At 73.0% G+C, this 24,807-nt stretch carries 23 protein-coding genes; 15 read left to right on the forward strand and 8 right to left on the reverse strand.

Features of this window, described 5'->3' with window-relative positions; genetic code table 11:
• Positions 1-11 precede the first annotated feature (11 nt).
• From cydB to LCD35_RS16735, 3 genes are all read left to right on the forward strand, one after another.
• Positions 12-1,019, forward strand: a complete 1,008-nt coding sequence (gene cydB / locus LCD35_RS16725; RefSeq protein ID WP_225044436.1) for a cytochrome d ubiquinol oxidase subunit II — start codon at positions 12-14, stop codon at positions 1,017-1,019.
• A complete protein-coding gene (cydD, locus tag LCD35_RS16730; RefSeq protein WP_225044437.1) occupies positions 1,016-4,432 on the forward strand; it encodes a thiol reductant ABC exporter subunit CydD in 3,417 nt (1,138 codons plus the stop codon). The genes cydB and cydD overlap by 4 nt, the downstream gene beginning before the upstream one ends.
• A 95-nt stretch (positions 4,433-4,527) precedes the next feature.
• Positions 4,528-5,667, forward strand: a complete 1,140-nt coding sequence (locus tag LCD35_RS16735; protein ID WP_225044438.1) for a GAF domain-containing sensor histidine kinase — start codon at positions 4,528-4,530, stop codon at positions 5,665-5,667.
• A gap of 270 nt (positions 5,668-5,937) precedes the next feature.
• On the opposite strand, the gene LCD35_RS16740 is transcribed toward LCD35_RS16735, so the two are convergent.
• Both LCD35_RS16740 and LCD35_RS16745 read right to left on the reverse strand, forming a co-directional pair.
• Entirely contained in the window at positions 5,938-6,573 is a 636-nt protein-coding gene (locus tag LCD35_RS16740; protein ID WP_224958377.1) for a response regulator transcription factor, read from the reverse strand.
• Positions 6,574-6,643: 70 nt separating this feature from the next.
• Positions 6,644-7,171: a DoxX family protein gene (locus tag LCD35_RS16745; RefSeq protein ID WP_224958379.1), complete on the reverse strand. Its 528-nt coding sequence runs from the start codon at positions 7,169-7,171 to the stop codon at positions 6,644-6,646.
• Positions 7,172-7,396: 225 nt separating this feature from the next.
• Between LCD35_RS16745 and LCD35_RS16750 the strand changes: the two genes are divergently transcribed.
• Entirely contained in the window at positions 7,397-7,891 is a 495-nt protein-coding gene (locus LCD35_RS16750) for an Hsp20/alpha crystallin family protein (RefSeq protein ID WP_225044439.1), read from the forward strand.
• Between the two features lie 65 nt (positions 7,892-7,956).
• On the opposite strand, the gene LCD35_RS16755 is transcribed toward LCD35_RS16750, so the two are convergent.
• Entirely contained in the window at positions 7,957-8,556 is a 600-nt protein-coding gene (locus tag LCD35_RS16755; protein ID WP_224967122.1) for a macro domain-containing protein, read from the reverse strand.
• A 120-nt stretch (positions 8,557-8,676) separates the two neighbouring features.
• Here LCD35_RS16755 and pheA point away from each other — a divergent pair, with 120 nt between their 5' ends.
• Together pheA and LCD35_RS16765 are read left to right on the forward strand one after the other, a co-directional pair.
• Positions 8,677-9,600, forward strand: coding sequence for a prephenate dehydratase (gene pheA / locus LCD35_RS16760; RefSeq protein ID WP_224958386.1), 924 nt, complete (start codon positions 8,677-8,679; stop codon positions 9,598-9,600).
• A complete protein-coding gene (locus LCD35_RS16765; RefSeq protein WP_224958388.1) occupies positions 9,597-10,238 on the forward strand; it encodes a histidine phosphatase family protein in 642 nt (213 codons plus the stop codon). Before pheA ends, LCD35_RS16765 begins: the two co-directional genes overlap by 4 nt.
• 129 nt (positions 10,239-10,367) lie before the next feature.
• Here the strand turns inward: LCD35_RS16765 and LCD35_RS16770 are convergent, their stop codons facing one another.
• Together LCD35_RS16770 and LCD35_RS16775 are read right to left on the reverse strand one after the other, a co-directional pair.
• Positions 10,368-10,718 (reverse strand): metallopeptidase family protein, encoded by a 351-nt coding sequence (locus LCD35_RS16770; RefSeq protein ID WP_224958390.1) that lies wholly within the window; start codon positions 10,716-10,718, stop codon positions 10,368-10,370.
• A gap of 4 nt (positions 10,719-10,722) precedes the next feature.
• Positions 10,723-11,724 carry a septum formation family protein gene (locus LCD35_RS16775; protein WP_224958392.1) on the reverse strand — a complete coding sequence of 334 codons (1,002 nt, stop codon included), beginning with the start codon at positions 11,722-11,724 and terminating at the stop codon, positions 10,723-10,725.
• Between the two features lie 204 nt (positions 11,725-11,928).
• Here LCD35_RS16775 and LCD35_RS16780 point away from each other — a divergent pair, with 204 nt between their 5' ends.
• The 4 genes from LCD35_RS16780 (at position 11,929) to serS (ending at position 16,088) form a co-directional block, all read left to right on the forward strand.
• Positions 11,929-12,564: a hypothetical protein gene (locus LCD35_RS16780; protein WP_224967121.1), complete on the forward strand. Its 636-nt coding sequence runs from the start codon at positions 11,929-11,931 to the stop codon at positions 12,562-12,564.
• Positions 12,565-12,568: 4 nt separating this feature from the next.
• On the forward strand, positions 12,569-13,735 hold the full coding sequence (locus LCD35_RS16785; protein ID WP_224958396.1) for a glutathionylspermidine synthase family protein: 1,167 nt from the start codon (positions 12,569-12,571) through the stop codon (positions 13,733-13,735).
• 106 nt (positions 13,736-13,841) lie between these two features.
• Entirely contained in the window at positions 13,842-14,729 is an 888-nt protein-coding gene (locus LCD35_RS16790) for a hypothetical protein (RefSeq protein WP_224958398.1), read from the forward strand.
• A gap of 93 nt (positions 14,730-14,822) precedes the next feature.
• Entirely contained in the window at positions 14,823-16,088 is a 1,266-nt protein-coding gene (gene serS / locus LCD35_RS16795) for a serine--tRNA ligase (RefSeq protein WP_224958400.1), read from the forward strand.
• On the opposite strand, the gene LCD35_RS16800 is transcribed toward serS, so the two are convergent.
• Complete coding sequence (locus tag LCD35_RS16800) at positions 16,089-16,724, reverse strand: endonuclease (RefSeq protein ID WP_224958402.1); 636 nt, start codon at positions 16,722-16,724, stop codon at positions 16,089-16,091.
• A 105-nt stretch (positions 16,725-16,829) separates the two neighbouring features.
• On the opposite strand from LCD35_RS16800, the gene LCD35_RS16805 reads away from it, so the two are divergent.
• Positions 16,830-17,447 carry a helix-turn-helix domain-containing protein gene (locus tag LCD35_RS16805; protein ID WP_224958404.1) on the forward strand — a complete coding sequence of 206 codons (618 nt, stop codon included), beginning with the start codon at positions 16,830-16,832 and terminating at the stop codon, positions 17,445-17,447.
• A gap of 43 nt (positions 17,448-17,490) precedes the next feature.
• Here the strand turns inward: LCD35_RS16805 and LCD35_RS16810 are convergent, their stop codons facing one another.
• Positions 17,491-18,363: an LLM class flavin-dependent oxidoreductase gene (locus tag LCD35_RS16810; RefSeq protein WP_224958405.1), complete on the reverse strand. Its 873-nt coding sequence runs from the start codon at positions 18,361-18,363 to the stop codon at positions 17,491-17,493.
• A 175-nt stretch (positions 18,364-18,538) separates the two neighbouring features.
• On the opposite strand from LCD35_RS16810, the gene LCD35_RS16815 reads away from it, so the two are divergent.
• Positions 18,539-19,348 (forward strand): HAD family hydrolase, encoded by an 810-nt coding sequence (locus LCD35_RS16815; protein ID WP_224958406.1) that lies wholly within the window; start codon positions 18,539-18,541, stop codon positions 19,346-19,348.
• Positions 19,349-19,441: 93 nt separating this feature from the next.
• Here LCD35_RS16815 and LCD35_RS16820 read toward each other — a convergent pair whose 3' ends face one another.
• Positions 19,442-20,668 (reverse strand): glycosyltransferase 87 family protein, encoded by a 1,227-nt coding sequence (locus tag LCD35_RS16820; protein WP_224978348.1) that lies wholly within the window; start codon positions 20,666-20,668, stop codon positions 19,442-19,444.
• Between the two features lie 266 nt (positions 20,669-20,934).
• Between LCD35_RS16820 and glf the strand changes: the two genes are divergently transcribed.
• From glf to LCD35_RS16835, 3 genes are all read left to right on the forward strand, one after another.
• Positions 20,935-22,128, forward strand: a complete 1,194-nt coding sequence (gene glf, locus LCD35_RS16825) for a UDP-galactopyranose mutase (protein ID WP_224958408.1) — start codon at positions 20,935-20,937, stop codon at positions 22,126-22,128.
• A gap of 1 nt (position 22,129) precedes the next feature.
• Positions 22,130-24,109, forward strand: a complete 1,980-nt coding sequence (locus LCD35_RS16830) for a glycosyltransferase (RefSeq protein ID WP_308011326.1) — start codon at positions 22,130-22,132, stop codon at positions 24,107-24,109.
• A 120-nt stretch (positions 24,110-24,229) separates the two neighbouring features.
• The gene (locus tag LCD35_RS16835; RefSeq protein ID WP_224967134.1) at positions 24,230-24,748 is read left to right on the forward strand and encodes a phosphatase PAP2 family protein; all 519 of its coding nucleotides are present in this window, start codon (positions 24,230-24,232) and stop codon (positions 24,746-24,748) included.
• The last annotated feature ends 59 nt before the right edge of the window (positions 24,749-24,807 follow it).

Here is a 24,807-nt window from a genome sequence, read left to right on the forward strand (position 1 = left end):
TGGAGAACGTGATGGACCTGCCCACCTTCTGGTTCGCCCTGATCGCCGTGCTGTGGCTGGGCTACCTGTTCCTGGAGGGCTTCGACTTCGGCGTCGGGATGCTGCTGCCGATCCTCGGCCGCGAGGAGCGCGAACGCCGAGTGCTGATCAACACGATCGGGCCGGTGTGGGACGGCAACGAGGTGTGGCTGATCGTCGCGGGCGGCGCCACCTTCGCGGCCTTCCCCGGCTGGTACGCCTCGCTGTTCAGCACCGCGTACCTGCCGCTGCTGCTCCTGCTGCTGGTGCTCATCGGGCGCGGCGTCGCCTTCGAGTACCGCGGCAAGGTCGACACCGCGCGGTGGCGGCGCACCTGGGACACCGTGATCGTGCTCGCCTCCTGGATCGCGCCGATGATGATCGGGCTGGTGCTGTCGGCGAGCGTGTTCGGCCTGCCGCTGGACGCCAACGGGGACCGCGTCGGCGGGCCGCTGGTGCTGCTGACGCTGCCGACCGTGGTGGGGGCGCTGGCGGTGTGGGGCTTCTCGTTCCTGCACGGCGCCGTGTTCCTGTCGCTCAAGACCGCCGGCGAGGTGCGGGAGCGGGCGCGGAAGTTCGCGCTGCGGCTCGGGCCGGTGCTGCTGCTGCCGGTGATCGCGCTGCTGCTCATCGCGCAGCTCACCCAGGGCGAGGCGTGGACGTGGGTGCCGCTGGGCATCGCGCTGGCCGCGGCGCTCGCCGCGCTCGCCCGGATGATCTCCTGGCGGGAGGGGCAGGCGTTCGCGCTGCAGGGCATCGCGCTCGCCGGGGTCGTCGTCACCCTGTTCGGGGCGCTGTGGCCGAACGTCATCCCCTCCACGCTCGACCCGGCGTTCTCGCTGTCCATCGCCGAGACCGCCTCCAGCCCCTACACGCTCAGCGTGATCACCTGGGTGGCCGCGTTCGGCACCCCGGCCGTGCTGATCTACCAGGGCTGGACGTACTGGGTGTTCCGCAAGCGCATCGGCACCCACCACATCCCGCCGGTGCACGCGCCGTGAGCGGGCCGCTCGGCGCCCTGCCCCGGCTGTCCCGGTCGGCGCGGTGGGCGCTGCTCGCCGCCGGAGCCCTCGCCGCCGGTCACGCCGCCGCGCTGATCGTGCAGGCCTGGGCGCTGGCGAGCGCGCTCGCCGAGGTCGTCACCGCCGGGGTGGGCGCGGCCGCCGTCACCGACCGGCTCGGCGTGCTCGCCGCGGCGATCGTGGCGCGCGCGGCGCTCGGCTGGGCCACCGAATCCGTCTCCGCCCGCGCCGCCGCCGGGGCCAAGGAGGAACTGCGGGCGCAGCTGCTCGACTCGGCGCTGCGCCGCGGACCCGAGTGGATCCGCGGCCGCGGGCCGGTGGAGCTGACCGCGCTCGCCACCAAGGGCCTCGACGCGCTCGACGCCTTCTTCACCAAGTACCTGCCCGCGCTGGTCACCGCCGCGGTGGTGCCGCTGCTCGCGGGCGCCTGGATCCTGTGGTCCGACCCGGTGTCGGCGGTCGTCGTGCTCGTCACCGTGCCGCTGATCCCGCTGTTCGCGTGGCTCGTCGGCCGCTACACCGAGCAGCGCACCGAACGCGCCGCCGACGACACCCGGCGGCTGTCCGCGCAGCTGCACGAACTGGTGCGGGCGCTGCCGGTGCTCACCGCGTTCCGCCGGGCGGGCGCGCAGCGCGCCGTGGTCCACCGGGTCGGCGACGAGCACCGGCGCAGCACCGTCGCCACGCTGCGCATCGCGTTCCTGTCCGCGCTGGTGCTGGAGCTGTGCTCCTCGCTGTCGGTGGCGCTGGTCGCCGTCGGCATCGGGCTGCGGCTGGTGTCCGGGGAGCTGGACCTGGCGACCGGGCTGATGGTGCTGGTGCTCGTGCCCGAGTGCTACCTGCCGCTGCGCGCCGCCGGGGCCGCGCACCACGCCAGCGAGGACGGCGTGGAAGCGGTGCGGCGCGCCGACGAGATCATCACCGGTGACCCGCCCGCCGCCGCGGGCTCGACCGTCGAGCTCGGCGCCGCCGGCCCGCTGCGGGTGCGGGACCTCGCCGTCGCCCGCCGCGGCGGGCACGCGCCCGACGGGCTCTCCTTCACCGCGAGGCCCGGCGAAGTGCTCCGGCTCGACGGGTTCGACGGGATCGGTCCCAGCGGCAGCGGCAAGTCCACCACCTTCGGCGTGCTGCTCGGCTTCACCCGGCCGGAACGCGGCAGCCTCAGCTACGCGGGCACCGAGCTGGGCGAGCTCGACCCGGCCACCTGGCGCAGGCACCTCGCCTGGGTGCCGCAGCGGCCCGCGTTCAGCGGCGGCACCGTCGCCGACGAACTCGCGCTCGCGGTCGCCGACCAGCCCGCGGGCACCCTCGACGCGCTCGACGAGGCGCTCGCCGACGCCGCCGCCGCGCACCTGCGGGACCGGCCCGTCGACGGGCTCTCCACCGGGGAGCGGCAGCGGGTCGCCGTCGCCCGCGCCCTGCTGCGGCTGCGCGGCACCGCCCGGGTGCTGCTGCTCGACGAGCCCACCGCGCACCTCGACCCGGCTACCGCGCACCAGGTGGAGCGGGCGATCGAGCGCGCCGCCGAGCGCGGCGCCACCGTCGTGCTCGCCAGCCACCGCCCCGGCGCCGAACCCGCCGAACCCGAACTCGCGCCCGCCGACGGGCCCGCGGGCACCGTGCCCGGGCTGCCCGCCGCCCGCGGCACCCTCCGCGAGCTGATCACCCCGCGCACCCTCGCCGGGGTCGGGCTGGCCGCGCTGTCGCTGCTGTCCGGGCTGGCGCTCACCGCGACCTCCGCGTGGCTGATCGCCCGCGCCTCGCAGCAGCCGCCGATCCTCACCCTGTCCGTCGCCGTCGTCGGCGTGCGCACCTTCGCGCTGTCCAGGGCCGCCGTGCGCTACGTGGAACGGCTCGTCACGCACGACGCCGCGTTCCGCACCGCCGGGATGCTGCGGGAACGGTTGTGGGACGCGCTGGTGCGGCTCGGTCCGGCCCGCACCGCCGGACTGCGGCGCGGCGACGGCGTCGCGCGGCTCGTCGACGACGTCGACGCGGTGCGCGACCTGGTGCCGCGGGTCGTGCTCCCGCCGCTGACCGCGGTGCTCGTCGCGCTCGCCGCCGTGGTGCTGCAAGCACTGGTGCTGCCGTCCGCCGGTGCGCTGCTGGCGGTGTCGCTGCTGGTCGCGGGAGCCGGTGGGGTCGCGGCGGCGCTCGCCGCGGAACGCCGCGCCAGCACCGCCGTCGCCGCGGGGCGCAGGCACGTCGCCGACCGGGTGCTCGCACTGCTCGACGGCGCCGCCGAACTGCTCGCCTTCGGCGCGCACACCGGGCGCCGCGCCGAACTCGCCGCCGCCGACGCCCGGCTCGCCGCCCGCGCCCGCCGCGCCGCGTTCGGCGCCGGGGCCGCCACCGCCGTCGGCACCCTCGCCGTGGGCGTCGCCGTGCTCGGCGGGGCGTGGCTCGGCGCGGACGCCGTCGCCGCCGGGCGCCTCGCGCCGGAGCTCGCGCCGCTGCTGGCGCTGGTACCGCTCGCCGCCGCCGAGGCCGTCGCGCTGCTGCCGCCCGCCGCGCAGCAGTGGCGGAACCTGCGGGCCGCGCAGGACCGGTTGGCGCCGCTGCTCGCCGCCGGGGCCGCCGAACCGCGCGCGGCCGAATCCGGTGCGGCCGCCGATCCCCGAACCGCTTCGGGCACGGCCGCCGCTACCGGCGCTGCTACCGGGCCGGACGCGGCCGGACCGGGTGCGGGCGCCGAACCCGCCGCCGACTCCGCTGCTGCTGCCGAACCCGCCGCCGCCGAACCCGGGGCCGCCGCCCGCGCCACCGACGGGCGCATCGAACTGCGGGGCGTCGACGTGCGCTGGCCCGGCGCCGCCGAACCCGCGCTGCGCGACGTCGACCTGACCGTCCCGCCGGGAGCGCACGTCGCCGTCCTCGGCCCCTCGGGCAGCGGCAAGTCCACCCTGCTCGCGCTGCTGCTCGGCTTCCTGCCCGCCGAACGCGGGACCGCGCTGCTGCCGGACCGCGCCGCCTGGTGCCCGCAGGAACCGAACCTGGTGTCCACCACCGTCCGGGAGAACCTGCGGATGTCGGCGCCGCACGCCGACGACGAGCGGCTCGGCGCGGCGCTGCGGCTGGCCGGGCTCCCCGGCTGGGCGGATCGGCTCGGCGAGCACGTCGGCTCCGGCGGCACCGCGCTCTCCGGCGGTGAGGCGCAGCGCCTCGCGCTGGCCCGCGCCCTGCTCGCCGACGGCCCGCTGCTGCTCGACGAACCGACCGCGCACCTCGACGTGCCCACCTCCGCGGCCCTCCTGCGGCGGCTGCGCGACCAGGCCGACCGCACCGTGCTGCACGTGACGCACCGGCCCGCCGAAGCCGAGGCGGCCGACCTGGTGCTGCGCGTGCACGACGGCGCGGTCACCGTCCTGCGCGCCCCGGCGGCCGCCCGATGACCGCCGACCCGCGCGCGGCCGATCATCGGCCAGGTCACACCGCCCACCTGCTGCGCAGGTCAGGAGCGGACCGGAGGACTAGCCTCGTGCACGCCATGGATCCCGCACTCGCCCGGCGCATGCTGGCCGCCTCCACCGAGATCACCAAGGCCGCCCTGTCCGCCGAAGACCCGGACGTGGTGCTGCCGATGGTGGTGCGCCGCGCCGCCGCGCTCGCCGAAGCCGACCTCGGTCTCGTCATGGTCCGAGCCGACGACGGCAGGCTCACCGTCGAAGCCGCTTACCCGGCCGAGCCCGCGTCCTCCGGCGACCCGGTCGGTGCGGTGCTCTCCGCCCGCTCCGCCGCCGCCCGCGTCGCCCGCAGCGGGGTGCCCATCGTCGTCGACGACCTGATCGACGATCCGATGACCGCGCCGTACGTGCCGCCCTCGCTGCGGATCTACGGGCCGTTCGCGGTCGCCCCGTTCGGCACCCGGGAGCGCAGGCTCGGCGCGCTCGCGGTCTACCGGCGCCGCGGCGCCACCACGTTCACCCGGGTCGCGGTCGAGGTGCTCACCGGGTTCGCCGCCCAAGCCGGGCTGGCGCTGGTACTCGCCGAAGGCTCCACCGCTCGTGAGCGCATCGCGGTCTACCAGGAGCGGGAGCGCATCGCCCGCGACCTGCACGACGTCATCGTGCAGCGGCTCTACGCGGCCGGGATGCAGCTGGAGGTGCTGGACCGCAGGCTCGCCGGGCGCCTCGACCCGGCGGACTCCGAGCGGCTCACCGACACCATGGACCAGCTCGACCAGACCATCGCCGAGGTCCGCGCCACCGTGCGCACCCTGCGCTCCGCCGACCCGGAGACGCCCGTGCAGGCCCCCGACCTGGCCGACTCCATCCGTTCCGAGGTGCAGATCGCCGGCGAACTGCTCGGCAGGCCGCCGAAGCTGGAGATGGACGGCGATCTCGGCGGAGTGCCCGTCGCGCTCGCCGACCACCTGCGGGCCGCGCTGCGCGAAGCCCTCTCCAACGTCGTCCGGCACTCCGGGGCGCGCGCCGTGCTGGTGCGGGTGCGCTGCTCGGACCGGGCGATGCGGTTGCAGGTCGTCGACGACGGCTGCGGGATCCCGCGCGACGTCACCAAGCGCGGGCTGCGGCACCTGGAGGAGCGAGCGGCGGCCTCCGGCGGCCGCTGCGTCATCCACTCCTCACCCGACAGCGGAACCACGGTCACCTGGGAAGTCCCGCTCTGACCGCTCGCCCGCCGCGAGATGGGCCAAGCAGCGCACGCACCGCCAGCCCCGAACCCACGCCCGGCTCGTGCCTTCGTCCTGTCAGCGGCGAAGCCGCTGAACGGAGACCACGCACGCAGCAGGACCACCCGCGGGTTCTCAGCTGGTTCCTCGCGAGGACAGCGTTTTCGCCTGTGGCGGAGCCACCGGTGAAAACGATCCCGCAGCGAGGAAGCAGCTGAGGTTCCGCCACCCGACCACTCCGCAAAACGAGCGGAAAGTCAAAGAACGTCAGCCCTGGCGGCGGGCTACCCAGGCGGCGGCTTGGGTGCGGCGCTCCATGCCGAGCTTCGCGAGGACCGCGGTGACGTAGTTCTTCACCGTCTTCTCCGCCAGGAACAGCCGTTCCGCGATCTGCCGGTTCGTGAGCCCTTCGCCGATCAGGTCGAGCACCCGGCGCTCCTGCTCGGTGAGCGCGTCCAGCTCGTCGGCGGGTTGCTCGGCGCCGCGCCGCATCCGCTCCAGCACCCGCGCGGTCGTCACCGGGTCCAGCAGCGAGCGGCCCGCCGCGACCTCGCGCACCGCGTTCACCAGGTCCCTGCCGCGCACCTGCTTGAGCAGGTACCCGGAGGCGCCGGCGTTGATCGCGCCGACCAGCGCCTGCTCGTCGTCGAAGGCGGTGAGCACCAGGCACTGCGGCGGGGTGGGCAGCGCCCGCAGCCTGCGGCACAGGTCCAGGCCGTCCCCGTCGGGCAGTCGCATGTCGACGACCGCGACGTCGGGTTCGGCGGCCTGCGCCCGGACGACCGCTTCGCCGACCCCGCCGGCCTCGGCGACGACGTCGAGGTCCGGCTCGGTGCTCAGCAGGTCCCGGAGGCCGCGACGGACCACCTCGTGGTCGTCGACGAGCAGCACGCGTACCGGCACGTCCTCACGCTACGACCGCATCACCCGGACGTGCAGGTAAGGGTCCCCTGACCGGCCACGGGGCCGGCGGTCAGCGCTGGGCCCTGCGCTTGGCCCTGCGGGCGACCTTCTTCGCGGCCTTCGCGTTGAGCTGGGTCTGCTCGGCCACGCGGGAGGCGCCGTGCTTGGCGCGGTAGGCGACGGACGGCTTGCCCTCGGTGTCCACGGCCGCGATCAGCAGGCCGCCGATGAGGCCGAGGTTCTTGAAGAAGTGGATCTGCTGCCCGGCGCGCTCCTGCGGGTCGTCGATCTCCCAGAAGGCGTGTCCGGCCAGCGTCGTCGGCACCAGGCTGCTCGCCAGCAGCACCGAGGAGAGCCGCGGAGCCTTGCCGAGCGCCAGCAGCACCCCGGCGCCGAGCTTCACAGCGCCGTCCAGCTTCACCAGCGTCACCGCGTCGGTCGGCACCTGCTCCGGCAGGGAGTCCTCGACCTTGCCGACCGTCTTGTCCAGGAAGGGCGCCGCGGCCTTGGAGTGTCCTTCGGCGTCCCGCAGGGCGTTGATGCCGCCGCTGATGAAGATCGCGGCGAGCAGCGGGCGGGCCAGGCGGCGGATCAGCATGGGTACCTCCTAGTTGGACGCGACCCCGACGGTACCGCGCCGAGCGGACGCCGCCCCGGCGTGGAATCGATCTTGCAACCGGAGCCGCCGGAAAGAGGTTCGCTGCGCCGGGAACAATCCGCAAAGTTGAGCCGTTGGCACTCATGCAACCACAGTGACCGGGTATCCGGTTCGGGCTGGAACCGAGCCGGTGACGTCCCGGAGTCGACGAAGGAGTGATGAGTGATGGCTCTTGCCGTTCGTGGCTGGGACCAGTTCGCCGGCCTGGACCGGGAGTTCGACGCGTTGGTCCGCGGTGCCTTCCGCGGGCGCGGCGGCGCGGAGCAGCGGTACGCCCCGGCGGCCGACGTGCTGCGCGAGGGCTCCGACCTGGTGTTCCGGCTGGACCTGCCCGGCGTGGACGTCGAGGACGTGTCCGTCGAGGTCGCCGACGGCGCCCTCAAGATCAGCGGCAGCCGCATCGCCCGCACCGAGGTCCCCGCCGAGGACGCGGACGGGTCCGGGCCGAGCCGGGTGCTGGTGCGGGAGCTGCGCAGCGGTGCGTTCAGCCGCGGCTTCCGGCTGCCGAAGGGCGTGACCGGTGAGCAGGTCGAGGCCGACTACGACCGCGGCGTGCTCGAAGTCCGGGTCCGCGGTGCCCTGGAGCAGGCCGCCCCGACGAAGGTCGCGGTCCGCGACCGCGCGGCCAAGGAGGTCGGGGTCCCCGCCGAAGACCGGTGAGGCCCCGCGGCGAGCGCCTCGTCCGGCCGGTGGCCGGGTGGGGCGCTCGCTCGTGCGGTGGTGGGTCAGCCGTGGTCGGCGCGGGCGAAGGTCTCGTCCCAGGCGGCCGCGACCTGGTGCGCGCACAGCCGCGGGTCCACGCCGCCGACACCGGTGCCCAGCCCGGGCAGCGCGATGGTGCGCACCACGTCGCGCACCCGCATCCCGTTCTCCAGCACCCCGGCGGCCCACAGCCGCAGCACGGCCCGCGCGGCCAGGTAGGGGTGCACGGTGTCGGCGGGCAGCACTTCACCCGGTTGGCGCATCGTGGGGGAGCTGACCAGCCAGGCGGGGCAGGGCGAACCGGTGGGCACCAGCAGCGCCTCGCCGACGGGCAGTTCACCGCCGTGGTAGGCGAGCACGGCGCTGCGCACCGACTCCTCCACGTTCGGGAAGGCCCGCGAGTACAAGGCGTCCACCCCGCCGCGCATCCAGCCGTACGAGTTGGCCGGGCTCACCACCGCGTCCACCCGCAGGTCCAGCACGGATCCCTGGTGGACTTCGAGGTTGTCGCGGTCGGCGGCGACGGTTCGCCACGCTGCCGTCAGCGGCTCGTCCAAGGCGCAGAGGACGAGCCGCAGCTCCGGCTCCGCTCGGTCCGATGAGCGCTCCGAATCCGCGGTCACACTGACAGCATCGCAGGAACGGGCGACTGAATGTAATTGGGTAGGTCACACATCCGGGGAAAGATGATCACCGGTCCGGGTCTGAGTGGGACGTTCCACCCGGCCCGTAGGCTGGTGCCCGTGCCGCACATCGCCTACCTGGGGCCGCCCGGAACCTTCACCGAACAGGCGACCAGGATCCTCACCGAAGGCTTCGACGCCGAGCTGCTGCCCTACGAGTCCGTGCCGCAGGCGCTCGCCGCCCTCCGCGCGGGCGACGTCCTCGCCGCGGGCGTGCCGGTGGAGAACTCGGTCGAGGGATCGGTGCCCGCCACGCTGGACGCGCTGGCCGGTGGTGATCCGCTGATCGCGGTCAGCGAGGCGACCGTGTCGGTGCAGTTCGACGTGCTGGTGCGCGCGGGTGTCACCGCCGACCAGGTGCGCACCGTCGCCAGCCACCCGCACGCGATCGCGCAGGTCCGCGGCTGGCTCGCGGCGAATCTGCCGGACGCCGACGTGCGGATGGCGTCGTCCACCGCGGCCGCCGTGGAGCAGGTCGCCGCGGGGGAGCTGGACGCGGCGGTCGCGTCCCCGCTGGCGGTGGAGCTGTTCGACGGGCTGCACGTCCTCGCCAGGGGCGTCGCCGACAACGCCGACGCGGTCACCCGGTTCCTGCTGCTGCGCAGGCCCGGACCGCTGCCCGACCCGACCGGCGCGGACCGCACCTCGATCGCCGCGGTGATCGCCCACGAGCCGGGCACGCTCACCGAGATGCTGCTGGAGCTGTCGCTGCGCGGCATCAACCTGAGCCGCATCGAGTCCCGCCCGATCAAGGACCGGATCGGCGAGTACCGCTTCTTCCTGGACCTGGACGGGCACGTCGCGGACGCCCGCGTCGGGGACGCGCTCAGCGGCCTGCACCGCAGGTGCAGCGAGGTGCGGTTCCTCGGTTCCTACCCGAAGGCCGACCACTCGCCTGCCAGCGTCCCCACCCCGGTGTCGGAGCAGGCGTTCCAGGCGTCCGCCCGCTGGCTGGCCCGCGTGCGCGAAGGAGGCGCCTCATGACCCCGGTGCTGCGTGCGCCCGCCGACGGGCTCCGGCTCGTCCTGGTGCGCCACGGGCAGACCCCGTCGAACGTGGCGGGCCTGCTGGACACGCTGCCGCCCGGCCCGGGGCTCACCGAGCAGGGCAGGCGGCAGGCAGCGGACCTGGCGGAGCGCCTCGGCACCGAGAAGGTGCTGTCGGTGCACGCCAGCCGCGCGCTGCGCGCCCAGGAGACGGCGCTGCCGACGGCGACCCGGCACGGGCTCGACGTGCGGATCGCCGACGGCACCCACGAGATCTTCGTCGGCGACCTCGAAGGCCGCGGCGACCTCGACGCCCGCGAGCGGTTCGACGAGATCTACGACGGGTGGCACCACGGCGAGGACCGGTCGATGCCCGGCGGGGAGACCGGCACGCAGGCGCTCACCCGGTTCTTCGCCTCCGCCCAGCCGGTGCTGGACGAGGTCACGACCGGCGCGGTGGTGCTGGTCAGCCACGGCGCGATGGTGCGGCTGGTGGCGGCCCGGCTGGCGCCCGAGGTGGAGCCGCGGCGCTCCAGCGCGGCCTACCTGCCGAACACCGGGATCATCGTGCTGGAGGCCGACTCGGCCTCGCCGACGGGTTGGCGCTGCGCCCAATGGGACGACCTGCCGGACTGACCTGCTTGCCTTTCCACTTCTGTTGCGTCGTGGTCGGGTTGCGTACGTGGTCGGCGGCTCAGCGGCTCCGCCGCCGACACGAAACTGACCCGGCCCGCCGGGCAGGGTTCGAAGGCAGGTAGTCGGCGGTCAGCCCCAGCCGAGGGAGTGCAGGGTGTCCTCGTCGACCCCGAAGTGGTGCGCGATCTCGTGGACCACGGTGATCGCCACCTCGTCGACGACCTCGTCCTCCGAGTCGCACATCTCCAGCAGCGGTTCCCGGTAGATCGAGATCCGGTCCGGCAGCACGCCCGCGTAGGTGCTGTCCCGCTCGGTCAGCGCCACCCCGAAGTACAGGCCGAGCAGCGTCGGGTCCTCCTCGTTGTGGTCCTCGACGAGCACCACCACGTTGTTCATCGCGGTCGCGAACTGCTCGGGCACGAGGTCGAGCGCGTCGGCGACGAGTTCGTCGAACCGGGCCCGGGTCATCTCCACCGGCACCGGCTCAGCGCTCCCCGGAGGCGGGGACGCCGGGCTGGATGGGGGCGGTGTTCTGCGGCGCCGGTTCCGCGCCGACCTGCACGTCGCCCTTGACGCTGCCGGTGATCGGCGCGAGCCCGCTGCCGTCCGGCAGCTGCGCGCTGACCTTGCAGTTGACCTGCCGCGACCCGGCGTTCCAGCTCTCCTCGGAGAGCGTGTCCCAGTAGGGGACGAGCTTCTTGTCCTGCACCGCGGTCGGGCTGCCCGCGTACTCGGCGGCGAGCTCGCCGCAGCGGGTGGCGAGGAACCCGTCCTGGTCGTCTTCGGCCGGGTAGTCGGCGGGGAACTGCTGGCCGAGGTCGACGACGCCGGTGACCTCCACCGAGTGCGGCTGCGCGCAGTCCACCGGGTCCCACACCTCGGTGCCGTTGATGCCGAGGCAGCGGCCCACCTCGTAGGTGTTGGACTGGTCCTGCTCGGCGACCTTGCCCTTGATCGCGAACAGCTCCCCGGACGGGCCGGGCTGCTGGAGGCCGCAGTGCAGCATCCGGTCCCCGGAACCCCAGCCCTTCTCGCTGGGCGTGAACGCGCCGACGGAGAACCGGCCTTCCGGGTCGAGCCTGCCGCGCAGGTACTGCGCCGAGACGGCGGTGCAGCGCTCCTGCTTGAGCTGCTGCCACTGCTCCGCGGACGGGTACGGCGCGGTGCCCGCGAAGTCGGCCTTGAGATCAGCCTTGCCGGTGACCTCGAACAGGTGGCGCTCGCGGCACTTGACCTGCCGGATGTCCGCCGCGTCCGCTTCCGTCCAGTGCAGGCAGGTGCCGGCCTCGGCCTCGAACACCGGCGGGGTGGCGGGTGCGGCGCCTTCGCGGCCGGGCCCGCCGATGCCGGAGCCGCCCTGGCCGGGCGTGTTCAGCAGCGCGCTGATCAGCAGGACCAGTGCCCCGCCGATGGCGGCGGCGATCATCACCAGCCGGGTGTTGGGCTTCTTCCGGCGGTGCTTCTGGGGATCGCTGCGCTCGGCCATCGATCACATCATGCCTGGCGCACGGGACCCGTGCCCAAACGCTCACGCATCGAGTTGAAACCGATTCGTGTCCCCGCGCGTCCTACCGAGGCGTACCCGGCGCGGGTGCGCGATGGGTAGTGTTGCCGCTGGGAGTGGGCGATGACGGAAGATGGCAGACCATTGGCAGACCAGGACGGGCCGGACCGCAGAGACCAGCCGCCCATGGGCGGGGCTGACGATGTGACGCGGCCGAACGAGGTGCAGCAACCGGGTGAGCAGGGGGCTCGCGGCCGGATGCGCTTCCAGGACGAATCGACGACCCCGCGGGAACCGACGCTCGCCGAGAAGCGAGCCCGGATCGCGGCGGAGAAGCGCCAGGAGGAGCAGGCGCAGGCCGAGCTCGCCGAGCAGGAGCGCAAGACGCAGACCAGGCGGCGCGTGATGGTCGGCGGCGGGGTCACCGTCGGCGTGGTCGCGCTGGTCGCCGCGTTCTACTCGGGTTCCGCGTACAGCCAGGAGCAGACCGCGGTGCAGGAGTACTGCGCCACGGGTCAGGGCCAGACGACGGTCCAGGACCCGAACATGTGCGACGAGAACTACGTGCAGAGCCACGGCGGGTACCACAGCGGCGGCATGTTCTTCATGCCGATCTTCCTGCCCGGTGGCGGCGTCGGTGGGTACAACTCCTACCGGTACGGCTACACCCAGCCCGGCACCGCGGCCCCGCCGGTGGGCCAGCCGGTGTCGAGCCCCAACTTCACCAAGCCCGCCGACGCGAACATCAAGAACACCAAGGGCCAGACGGTGCAGCGCGGCGGTTTCGGGATCAGCAACAAGAGCGGCAGCAGCGGGAGCTGAACGAGTGCGGCGGAGGACAACCGGGCGCAGGCCGGACTGGCAGCGCAAGGTCGAGGAACTGGGTCTCGTGTTCGGCACCCCGGCGCGGGCGGCCGACGGCTCGCAGCGGCCGTACTGGGACGAGGGCGTGCACTACGAGTTCAGCTTGGACGAGGTGCTCTCCCTGGAGGCCGACGTCGAGCTGCTCCAGTCGATGTGCCTGGACGCGGTGGACCACGTGGTCACCACCGAGCGCTACCGGGACTTCGGCATCCCCGAGTGGGTGTGGCCGCACATCGCCGAGTCGTGGAAGCGGAACGATCCGCACCTCTACGGCCGGTTCGACCTGCGCTACGACGGCTCCGGTCCGGCGAAGCTGCTGGAGTACAACGCCGACACGCCGACCTCGTTGCTGGAAGCGGCGGTCGTGCAGTGGAACTGGCTGACCGAGTGCCACGAGGGCGACGACCAGTGGAACTCGATCCACGAGAAGCTGGTCGAGCGCTGGGGCGAGATCGCCGACCAGCTCGCCACCCGCGAGGTCCACTTCACCTGGTCCGGCTCGGACACCAGCGGCGAGGACAACATCACCTCCGCCTACCTGCAGGAGACCGCGGCCGAGGCGGGCATGGACACCGTCGGCCTGGTGATCGAGGAGATCGGCTGGGAGCCGCTGCTGGAGCGCTTCGTCGACCTCGAAGAGGCGCCGATGAACTCCGTCGTCAAGATCTACCCCTGGGAGTGGATGGTCGACGACGACTTCGGCAAGCACGCGGTGCACACGCTGCCCGCGACGCAGTGGATCGAACCGCTGTGGAAGATGCTGCTGTCCAACAAGGCGCTGCTGGCCGTGCTGTGGGAGATGTACCCCGGGCACCCGAACCTGCTGCCGACGTTCCTGGACCAGCCCGGCATGCTCACCGAGTACGTGCGCAAGCCGCGGCTCGGCCGGGAGGGCAACAACATCACCGTGGTCGCGCCCGGCTGGGAGACCGAGACCGGCGGCTTCTACGGCGAAGAGGGCTACGTCTACCAGGCGTTCGACCCGCTGCCTGAGTTCGACGGGATGCGGCCCGCGCTGGGCGCCTGGGTCGTCGGCGACTCCGCCGCGGGACTCGGCATCCGGGAGACCGCGGGCCTGATCACCGACGACGGCGCCGCGTTCGTCCCGCACCGCATCCCCGGCTCCTGACCTGGCCCGCCGACCGGGCGTGACCTCGTGACCTGTGCTTTCGTGGGGAAACGGGGTGGGGGCGGCGCGCCTCCGCGAGCCCGGTTCGACACGGCGGGGTGGGCGCATGCCGTACAGCCAGGCGGGGAACGACGACGAGGACCGCGAAGCGGTCGAGCAGCACCGCGCGGAGCAGCAGGCCGCTGAGCGGCCGGGCGAGGTCGAGCCCGACGTGCTGCTCGACGTACCGGCCCTGCGGGTGGAGGAGCTCCACCTGGAGGTCGAGGACCTGCGGGCCCAGGTGTCGCTGCAGGCGGAGATCCGCGACCTGCTGCGCCTGAGCGTGGGTGCGGACGTGTCGCTGGGGCGGGCGGACCTGGAGCTCAAGGGCGTCGAGGCGCAGGCGTTCCTCAAGGTCCGCCTCGACCACGTCGCCGAGATCATCGAGCGGGTGCTCACCTCCATCGACCGCAACCCGGAGATCGTGCTGGGGCTGACGCGGGAAGCCCGCGGGGTGCTGCGGGACGCGGGCGTCGACGACGCGCTGCGCGGCGGGGTCGGTGAGCCCGGCGAGGCCGCCGCGCGGTCGGTGCAGGCGGGCAGCGAGGTCGTGTCCGACGCGGCGACCGCCGCGGAGCAGGCCGGTCCGGCGGCGACCGGGGAGGCGGACCCCGCGGGACCGGCCGACCGCCCCGCGGGCGCACCGACGGACCGCTCCGCCGAATCCGCCGACCGCCCCGCCGAACCCGGCGACCGCCCCGCCGAACCCGGCGACCGCCCTGCCGAACCCGCCGCCGAGCGGCCGGAGCCCGCCGACGCCGACGCCCCCGGGCAGCCCGCCGCCGTGGCCGAGGAACCCGCTCCGGCGACCGACGAGCAGGCCGCTGACCAGCGACCCCCGCGCCGCCCCGCCGAGACCGCGCGCCGGGCGCGCTACCGCTCGGCGACCGGGCGCAGGCTCGGCGACCCCGTCCGCCGGGACCGGCCCCGGCAGCGGCGCCGCCACGAGCGCTGACGCCCCGACCGGCCACCCGGATGACCTGGACGGGCCGCGGGCACCGCCCCCGCGACGGCACCGGAGGGAGCCGACCGGCTAGGCTCACCTGCTGTGATCGACCTCAAGACGCTTCGCGATGACCCGGAGGCCGTGCGCGCCTCGCAGCGCGCCCGAGGTGAGGACGCGTCCCTCGTGGACGCGCTGCTCGCCGCCGACGAGCGTCGCAGGTCCGCGGTGTCCCGAGCCGACACGCTGCGCGCCGAGCAGAAGCAGCTCGGCAAGCAGGTCGGCAAGGCCAAGGGCGAGGAGCGCGACGAGCTGCTGGCCCGCGCCAAGGACCTCTCCGCCCAGGTCAAGCAGGCCGAGGCCGAGCAGACCGAGTCCGACGCCGAGCTGCTGCGCACCCAGAAGAAGGTCTCGAACATCGTCGAGCCCGAAACCCCGCCCGGCGGCGAGGACGACTTCGTGGTGCTCAAGCACGTCGGCACCCCGCACGAGTTCGACTTCGAGGTCCGGGACCACCTGGACCTCGGCCTGGGGCTGCGCGCGTTCGACATGGAGCGCGGCGCGAAGGTCGCGGGCGCCCGGTTCTACTTCCTCACCGGCATCGGCGCCCAGCTGGAGCTGGCGCTGCTGAACATGGCCGCCGCCCAGGCCACCGCCGCCGGGTTCACCCTGGTCGTGCCGCCGGTGCTGGTCCGCCCGGAGATCATGGAGGGCACCGGCTTCCTCGGTTCCCACTCCACCGAGGTGTACCGGCTGGAGGAGGACGACGCGTACCTGGTCGGCACCTCCGAGGTCCCGCTCGCGGGCTACCACTCGGGCGAGATCCTCGACCTCGCCGCCGGTCCGCTGCGCTACGCGGGCTGGTCCACCTGCTTCCGCCGCGAAGCGGGCTCCTACGGCAAGGACACCCGCGGCATCATCCGCGTGCACCAGTTCAACAAGCTGGAGATGTTCGTCTACTGCCGCGAGGAGGAGGCCCGCGCCGAGCACGAGCGGCTGCTCGCGTGGGAGGAGGAGATGCTCGCCAAGATCGAGGTGCCGTACCGGGTGATCGACACCGCGGCCGGCGACCTCGGGGCGAGCGCGGCCCGGAAGTTCGACTGCGAGGCGTGGATCCCGTCGCAGCAGGCCTACCGCGAGCTGACCTCCACCTCGAACTGCACCACGTTCCAGGCGCGGCGGCTCAACACCCGCTACCGGGAGGCCGACGGCCCGAACGCCATCGCCTCCACGCTCAACGGCACGCTCGCCACCACCCGGTGGATCGTGGCCATCCTGGAGAACCACCAGCGGCCGGACGGTTCCGTGGTGGTGCCCGCGGCGCTGCGGCCGTTCCTCGGTGGCCGGGAAGTGCTCGAACCGGTCGCCTGATCAGGCCGACGCGGTGATCTCCTGGAGGAGGCCCTTCTCCAGCGTGATGCGCACCAGGGCGGCGGAGAAGCGGGCGTGGTCGTCCGCGGGCACCAGCTCGCCCAGCCGGTGCGCGTCCGCGGGCAACCCGGCCTTCTCGGCGCCGGAGAGCGCCTTCGCGTCGAAGTGGGGGCGCAGCTCCGGCCACACCGCCTGCGCCTCCCGGCAGAAGATGTGCGCGCCGACCGGGCCGAGGCTCGGCACCTCGCGCAGCAGCCGCTGCACCTCCGCCGGGTCCCCGTCCGCAGCGGCCCGCAACCGGCGCAGGTCGCCCCGGTAGCGGTCCAGCACCAGCTCGGCGCCGCGGCCGAGCGCCGTGGCCGTGCTCTCGTCGTAGCGCACGTAGTGCCCGCGGCCCAGCGCGTCCACCCGCTGCTGCCACGTCGAGTCCCGCATCCGCTCCGCGGTGGGGAACTCGCCGAGCTCCCGGGCCGCGGCCACCGCGATCTCGGCCTTGATCCGGGTGGACAGCAGCACCGACAGCACCAGCAACCGGTACAGCGGGGACGGCTTGTCGGCGAGCGCTATGCCCGCCTGCTCCGCGTAGGTGGTGCCCGCTTCGCGCACCAGCGCGCGGGCGGTGGACCGTTCGGACATGTCGGCACCTCCTCCGCCCGGCCTACCCGGGCGTGCCCGCGCCCACACCGGCACGCGGAGCTCGGTGCCGGGATGCGCGGGGGACCAGCGCCTATGGTGGTGGGCGTGGCGGATCCTTCAGCTGAACGACAGAGCGCGCCCGGCGACGGCGCGGACGCCCGGGGCCTGGCGGGCATCGGCGAGCGGATCCGCCGGTTGCGCGCCGAGCGCGGGCTGCCCGGGACCGGACTGGCCCAGGCCGCGCGGCTCACCGCGGAGCGGCTCGCGGCCGTCGAGGACGAGGCGGCGACGCCGACGCTTCCGGAGCTCACCGCGCTCGCCGGAGCGCTGGACGTGGCGCTCCCCGAACTGTTCACCGACGCGGTGCCCGGCCCGGCCGCGGTCGTGATGCGCGGCGACGAGGTGCCCACCGTCGAATCCGGTGACCTCGCCGTGCAGGTGCTCACGCCCCGCTCGGTGCTGCCCGGGATGTACGCGGCGCGCTACCGGCTGGACCCGACGAGCGTCGGGGTGCGGCCGGTGCAGCACGAGGGGCACGACTGGTTGTACGTGCTCAGCGGGGAGCTGCGCGTCGAGTTCGAGCAGGATTCGGTGACGTTGCGGGCCGGGGACAGCGCCAGCTTCGGCGCGACGGTGGCGCACCGGTTGGTGGTGCCCGGCGGCGAGCCCGCCGAGTTCCTGGCGGTGGGCGCCACCCTGCTCACCACGGACCCGCCCGCGTAGCGGTCCGGGGGGGGCGTTCCGGACGGGCCGCCTGCCTCGCGGGTCAGAGCTCGGGGAGGACCTCGGAGGCGATCTCCTCGACCGTCGACTCGGTCCCCTCGTAGGGCGAATCGGTGCGCGGCCAGTGCGTCACGACGTCGGTGAAGCCGAGCTCGGCGGCCCGGCCCACGACCTCCTTGAAGTACTCCACGCTGCTCATCGAGTACGCCGGTGCCGCGTCCGCCTGCAGGTAGCGGTGGACGCGTGCCGGGGCCTTGCCCTCGGCGGCCAGCGCGTCGTCGAACTTCTTGGTCAGCTCGGCCACGCCGCGCCACCAGGCCTCGACGTCGTCCCCGCCGCTGCCGGTGGTCACCCAGCCCTGCCCGTAGCGGGCGGCGAGCCGCATCGCGCGCGGCCCGTTCGCGGCGATGACGAACGGCAGGCGCGGCAGCTGCACGCAGCCGGGGGCGCGGCGGGCTTCCACGGCGGTGTAGTGCTCGCCGTACCAGCTGGTGTTGTCCTGGGTGAGGATCTTGTCGAGCAGCTCGACGAACTCCTCGAACCGCTCGGTCCGGGCGGCGGGGGCGAGCGGCTGCCCGCCGAGCACCGCGGTGTCGAAGCCGGACCCGCCCGCACCGATGCCGAGCGTGATCCGGCCGTCGGAGATGTCGTCGAGCGCGGTGATCTCCCGGGCGAAGTGCACCGGGTGCCGGAAGTTCGGCGAGGCCACCAGGGTGCCCAGCCGGATCGTGGAGGTCACGGTCGCCGCCGCGGTGAGCGTGGGCACCGCGTCGAACCAGGGTTTGTCGACCAGCGACCGCCAGCCCAGGTGATCGTAGGTCCAGGCGTGGGCGAAGCCGTACTCCTCGGCCATCCGCCACAGCGGCTCCGCGGCCCACCACCGGTGTTCGGGCAGTATCACAATCCCAACGCGCACACCGCTGACCGTATCGGTACCACCCGGACGGGTTCGACCCTGTGCGGGCTCTTGACCAGGTTTCGTGCCTGCCGCCCGTCCGAGTGCTCCCCGGCCGACGGAAAGATCCACACTGTCAGGTGAAGCCGGATTAATCGAGCCCCGGCTCGTGCGCGGTCTCGCCAGCATGTCCCGGGTGAACAAACCCGCGCTAGTCGCATCCGATGTGGACGGAACGCTGCTGGACCCGTCGGTCCAGGTCAGCGAGCGGACGGCGCGCACCGTGCGCGCCGTCGTGGACGACACCCCGTTCGTGCTGGTCACCGGAAGGCCACCACGATGGGTGCCGCAGATAGTGGATGGTCTCGGCGTGGCCGGGATCGCGGTGTGCTCGAACGGCGCGGTGCTCTACGACGCCGAATCCGACCGGGTGCTGCACCGCACCGAGATGGAACCGGAGCAGCTGCGCGACGCGGCCCGCGAGCTGCGCGAGGCGCTGCCCGGCTGCACGTTCGCGGTGGAGCGCTCCACCGGCCGGGCCCGGGACGACGTGGCCGAGCAGTTCCTCGCCGAGGCCGGGTTCCACCGGGTCTGGCCGAACCGGGACATCCGGGTGGTGGAGCGCTCGGAGCTGTTCGACCGGCCCGCGGTGAAGCTGATGGTGCTGCACGAGGACCGCAGCACCGACCTGGTGCCCGCCGTCGAGGAGGTGCTGGGGCCCCGGTTGTGCCTGACCTGCTCGATGGGCGGCGGCCCGGTCGAGCTGTCCGCGCCGGGGGTGGACAAGGGCAGCGGCCTCGCGGCGGTGGCCGAGAAGCTCGGCGTCCCGCCGGACGAGGTGATCGGCTTCGGCGACATGCCCAACGACATCCCGATGCTGGACTGGGTGGGCCACGGCGTGGCGATGCGCAACGCGCACCCGGGGGTGCTGGAGATCGCCGACGAGGTCACCGGCTGCAACGGGCAGGACGGGGTCGCGCAGGTGCTGGAGCGCTGGTGGCCGTGACCCGCTGACCGGGCGCCGCCGCGGGCGGCGTGAAGATCTGATGAACGTTCGGAGCGCCGTGTTCGGGCTGGGGAGGCGGACACGGCGTCCTGGCTAGACCCCGCTGCCGACCCGTTCGGCGGCCGGTTCCGCCGCGGTCCGCTGCCGGTGCAGCAGGTGCGCGGCCGCGCAGGCGATGAGGAAGCCGATGCCCAGCAGCGCGTAGGAACCGCCCACGACCTGCTGCGAGAACGTCCACCGCAGCTCCCGGTCCCCGGTGTTGGGCAGGTACCAGTGCGGCGCGACCAGCACCGCCAGCGCGCACAGCCCCGCGTACATCGCGATCCCGTACCAGCGGTGCCGCCAGGCCATCGCGAACACGAGCACCAGCGCCGGCCCGGCCCACACCCAGTGGTGCGACCAGGAGATCGGCGAGATCAGCAGCACCAGCACCGCGTTGACCACCAGCGCCAGCGGCACGTTCCGGGTGCGCAGCGCGTACCGCATCCCCAGCACGGCGAGCACCAGCAGCACGAGCGACCCGGCGATCCACAGCGAGTCCAGCGCCGTCCCGGTGATGTCCTGCTTGGCGAGCAGGCTGCGCAGCGTCTGGTTCCCGGCGTACACCGCGCCGATGTCCTCGCCGGTGGAGAACATCTTGTCCAGCCACCAGTCCGCCGAGTCGTCCGGCGCCGCCAGCAGCCCCAGCAACACCGTCCCGGCGAACGTGACGGCCGCGACCGACATGGCCCGGAAGTCCTTGCGCAGCAGGAACAGCAGCAGGAAGCCGAGCGGGGTGAGCTTGATGGCGGCGGCGATCCCGACCAGCAGCCCGCGCGGCCACCGGGTGCGCGGCAGCAGGCAGTCGGCGGCGACCAGGCCCATCAGCAGCAGGTTGACCTGCCCGTAGTTCACCGTGTCCCGCGTCGGCTCGATGATCGTCATGACCGGCAGGGCGACCGCGGTGGCCACCGCCACCGACCCGGCGTTCGGCGCGAGGTAGGGCGAAGAGCGCGCGAACGAATACGCGGTCACCAGGATCGACAGGTGCGAGAGCACCGAGACCACGACGACGGCGGCATCGCCGGACAACCACCACAGCGGGGTGAAGACGATCGCCGCGAACGGCGGGTAGATGAACGGCAGGGTGGTGCTGTCCGGGGATTCCGGAGTCAGGTCGCCGTAGATCTCGTAACCGTTCAGCCACGCTCGGGCACCGAGCCGGTAAATCTCGGTGTCCATGTAGCCGCGGGTGTCGATCCAGTGCACGAACCAGATCGCCAGCGCTTCCAGGACGATCGCCGCCACCAGCAGGTACCGGCCGTCTCGGACCTTGGTCACGCTGCAGATCACCTTCCAGGTCCGGGAGCGGGCCGCGGCGATGCTACCGAATCCGACTCGCCGGTCCCGTCACCGCGCTGAGCGACACCGATCGTCGCGACGACTCCGGAGAGTCGCGAAGTGTCACTGTTCGTGCTGCACGATCGGTCTTGATCGGACTCAGCGCCACCCGGATGGCCAGCGAAAACACGTGATGTAGTTGAATCGGGACGGGAACCTCAACGCGGTTCCCGGGCCCCGTCGGCTGGCCGCTACCCTCGACGGCTGTGAGCTTCGCAGGCTATGACCTGATCGTTGTTGGCTCCGGATTCTTCGGACTGACGATCGCAGAGCGCGCCGCCACCCAGCTGGACAAGCGGGTGCTGGTGCTGGACCGACGTGACCACATCGGCGGAAACGCCTATTCGGAACCGGAACCGGAAACCGGTATCGAGGTGCACCGCTATGGCGCGCACCTGTTCCACACCTCGAACAAGCGGGTGTGGGAGTACGTGAACCGGTTCACGGATTTCACCGATTACCAGCACCGGGTGTTCACCCGGCATGAGGGACAGATTTACTCGTTCCCGATGAACTTGGGCCTGCTGTGCCAGTTCTTCGGTCGCGCGTTCTCCCCGGACGAGGCCAAGGCGCTGGTCGCGGAGCAGGCGGCGGAGATCAAGACCGCCGACGCCCAGAACCTGGAGGAGAAGGCGATCTCCCTGATCGGCCGTCCGCTGTACGACGCGTTCGTGCGCGGCTACACGGCCAAGCAGTGGCAGACCGACCCGAAGCAGCTGCCCGCCGCGAACATCACCCGGCTGCCGGTCCGCTACAACTTCAACAACCGCTACTTCAACGACACCTACGAGGGTCTTCCGGTCGACGGCTACACCGCCTGGCTGGAGAAGATGGCGGAGCACCCGAACATCGAGGTCCAGCTCAGCACGGACTACTTCGACGTCCGCGCCGAGCTCCCGGCCGACGTGCCCGTGGTGTACACCGGCCCGCTGGACCGCTACTTCGACTACTCGGAGGGCGAGCTGGGCTGGCGCACCCTCGACTTCGAGTCCGAGGTCGTGCCGACCGGCGACTACCAGGGCACGCCGGTGATGAACTACGCGGACGAGGACGTGCCCTACACCCGGATCCACGAGTTCCGGCACTTCCACCCCGAGCGGGAGGACCGGCACCCGAAGGACAAGACGGTGATCGTCCGGGAGTACTCGCGGTTCGCCGAGCACGGCGACGAGCCGTACTACCCGATCAACACCGGCGACGACCGGGCGAAGCTCGAGGCGTACCGCGAGAAGGCGAAGGCCGAGGCCAAGGAGCGCAAGGTGCTCTTCGGCGGCCGGCTGGGCACCTACAAGTACCTCGATATGCACATGGCGATCGGCTCGGCGTTGAGCATGTTCGACAACAAGCTCACCCCCTATTTCACCGAGGGCCGCCTCCTGGACGGCTCGCTGGAGGATTGACGTGACCGACCGGACCCCCGACGAGTCCGCGGCCGCCACCAAGCGCGCCGGGACCGCGACCGCGGCCGAGAGCAAGACCGGTGAGGCGGCCGCCACCCGCTCGAAGAGCCGCAAGGTGGCTCCCGAGCAGGTGCTGCAACGCGTGGTCTTCCCGCGTGGTGAGGACCCGCTGGACGTGCGCGCGCTCTACATCGACGAGCCGCAGACCGGCACCACCACGGTGGTGTCCCGGCGCTCGATCAAGGTGCCCGCGCACTCCAAGATCTCGCTGGCGTCCTACTTCAACGCCTTCCCCGCCAGCTACTGGAAGCGGTGGACGAAGGTCGACGAGGTGGTGCTGCGGCTGAAGGTCAAGGGGGCCGGTCGGCTCGACGTCTACCGCTCGAAGGCCAACGGCGACAGCGTGCACCTGGAAGGTGCGCCGGTCGCCAGCCCGAAGTCCTGGACGTGGCTGGAGTTCCGGGTCTCGCTGAAGCCGTTCGAGGACGGCGGCTGGATCTGGTTCGACCTGTTCACCAACGACAGCGCGCTGGAGGTCGACGAGGCGGCCTGGACCACCGACGTCGAGCTGCCGCGGCAGCGGGTCGTCGTGGGCACCACCACGATCCGCCCGGCCGACTGCGTCGTGGCGCTGCAGACCCTGGGCGAGGACCCCGAGGTCATGGCCGTGGTGGAGAAGGTCGTCGTCGCCGACCAGGGCGGTCAGAAGATCCGCGACACCGAGGGCTTCGAGCTGGCGGCCGAGCGGCTCGGCGACAAGCTGCAGGTGATCGAGCAGGCCAACATCGGCGGCTCCGGCGGCTTCACCCGCGTCATGTACGAGGGCGTGCACAACTCGGACGCCGAGCAGGTCCTGCTCATGGACGACGACATCGCGCTGGAGCCGGACGGCGTGCTGCGCGCCAACGCGTTCGCCCGCGCCGCCTCCCACCCGGTGATCGTCGGCGGCCACATGCTGAACCTGCAGGCCCGCTCGCGGCTGCACAGCATGGGCGAGGTCGTCGACGTCGGCGTCGGCATCTGGCGCCCCGCGCCGGGCGCGGTCACCGACTACGACTTCGCGAAGACCCCGCTGCGCAAGAGCAAGAAGCTGCACAAGCGGATCGACGCGAACTACAACGGCTGGTGGATGTGCCTGTTCCCGCGTGAGGTCATCGAGAACTCCGGGCTGCCGCTGCCGCTGTTCATCAAGTTCGACGACTCGGAGTACTCGTTGCGCGCCGGCGCGCACGGCTACCCGACGGTGACGCTGCCGGGCGCGGCGGTGTGGCACATGCCGTGGACGGACAAGAACGACGCCACGGACTGGACCGCCTACTTCCACACCCGCAACCGGCTGGTGATGGCCGCGCTGCACAGCCCGGAAGAGGTGCGGCAGGTCCTGGTCAAGCAGGGCCTGAAGCTGACCCTGCGGCACCTGCTGTCGATGGAGTACTCCACGGTGGCGGTGCAGCAGAAGGCCATCGAGGACTTCCTGGCCGGACCGGGCGAGCTGTTCGACTCGCTGCGCACGGCCCGCCCGGACGTGCTGGAGCTGCGCAAGGACTACGACGACGCGAAGACGCTGCCCTCGGCGCGCGAGTTCCCGCCGCCCTCGGCGGACCCGATCATGGCGGAGGGCCTGCTGAAGCCGCCGGTGAACCCGGCGGTCATCGCGGCGCGGGCGTCGAAGGCGCTGCTGCACAACCTCAAGGAACCCGACCAGGCGGCGGGCGAGCGGCCGCAGCTGAACATCCCGGCCGACAGCGCCCGCTGGTTCCTGCTCGGCGCGCTGGACAGCGCGACCGTGTCCAACGCCGACGGCAGCGGGGTGTCGTTCCGGCGCCGCGACCCGGAGGAGTTCCGCAGGCTCGGGCTCCGCGCCCTGGCGAACTACCGCAAGCTGGCCCGCGAGTGGCCGCGGCTGCGCGAGGTCTACCGCGCGGCGCTGCCCGAGCTGACCAGCCCGGAGTCCTGGAAACAGGTCTTCGACGAGAAGTGATCGACCCCGTGACCTGTGTGCCCCGACCCCGGAGACGAAGTGGCTGCTGAACCGACTACGACGACTCCCGGCGCGTCCAGCGCCGCGGAGCGGGAGTTCATCCCCGGCACCGAGGAACCGATGCCGGAAGTCACCACCGAGACGCTCGTCCTGCGCAAGGTGCAGGGCGCGCTGGCCAAGCCGCCGGTGGTCAAGGCGGCCCGCGCGATGTCGCTGTTCGGCGAGCACGCGGCAGGCTGGCTGGCGATCGGCGCCGTGGGTGCGCTGGTGGACCGCAAGCGGCGCGGCGAGTGGGTCGCGGCCGCGGCCGGCGTCGCCTTCGCGCACGGGGCGTCCATCGGGGTGAAGCGGGTCGTGCGGCGCAGCCGGCCCGGTGACCCGCAGGTGAAGGTGCTGGTCGGAACGCCGAGCAAGCTCAGCTTCCCGTCCTCGCACGCGACATCGACGACGACGGCCGCCGTGCTCTACGGCGGTCTGCTGGGCAAGCGGCTGACCCCGGCGCTGGTGCCGCCGATGATGGTCAGCCGGATGGTCCTGGGGGTTCATTACCCGAGCGACGTTCTCGCCGGTTCAGCGCTCGGCGGTGCCGTGGCGCTGGGCGTCCGGCGGTTCACGAGACGGCGGAGGAACCGTGGCTGACAAGAACGAGACCGGCGCGACCGTCAGCGAACCCGAAGGCGGGATCGACGAGGCCGCGG

Source organism: Saccharopolyspora sp. 6V (assembly GCF_020176785.1).
In the GTDB taxonomy this organism is placed as follows: Bacteria; Actinomycetota; Actinomycetes; order Mycobacteriales; family Pseudonocardiaceae; genus Saccharopolyspora_C; species Saccharopolyspora_C gregorii.

Coding starts and splice junctions, on each gene's coding strand:
- cydB (WP_225044436.1), top strand. CDS start 12: ATGGACCTGCCCACCTTCTGGTTCGCCCTGATCGCCGTGCTGTGGCTG.
- LCD35_RS16735 (WP_225044438.1), top strand. CDS start 4,528: ATGGATCCCGCACTCGCCCGGCGCATGCTGGCCGCCTCCACCGAGATC.
- LCD35_RS16745 (WP_224958379.1), bottom strand. CDS start 7,171: ATGCTGATCCGCCGCCTGGCCCGCCCGCTGCTCGCCGCGATCTTCATC.
- LCD35_RS16750 (WP_225044439.1), top strand. CDS start 7,397: ATGGCTCTTGCCGTTCGTGGCTGGGACCAGTTCGCCGGCCTGGACCGG.
- LCD35_RS16765 (WP_224958388.1), top strand. CDS start 9,597: ATGACCCCGGTGCTGCGTGCGCCCGCCGACGGGCTCCGGCTCGTCCTG.
- LCD35_RS16775 (WP_224958392.1), bottom strand. CDS start 11,724: ATGGCCGAGCGCAGCGATCCCCAGAAGCACCGCCGGAAGAAGCCCAAC.
- LCD35_RS16780 (WP_224967121.1), top strand. CDS start 11,929: ATGGGCGGGGCTGACGATGTGACGCGGCCGAACGAGGTGCAGCAACCG.
- LCD35_RS16790 (WP_224958398.1), top strand. CDS start 13,842: ATGCCGTACAGCCAGGCGGGGAACGACGACGAGGACCGCGAAGCGGTC.
- LCD35_RS16800 (WP_224958402.1), bottom strand. CDS start 16,724: ATGTCCGAACGGTCCACCGCCCGCGCGCTGGTGCGCGAAGCGGGCACC.
- LCD35_RS16835 (WP_224967134.1), top strand. CDS start 24,230: ATGCCGGAAGTCACCACCGAGACGCTCGTCCTGCGCAAGGTGCAGGGC.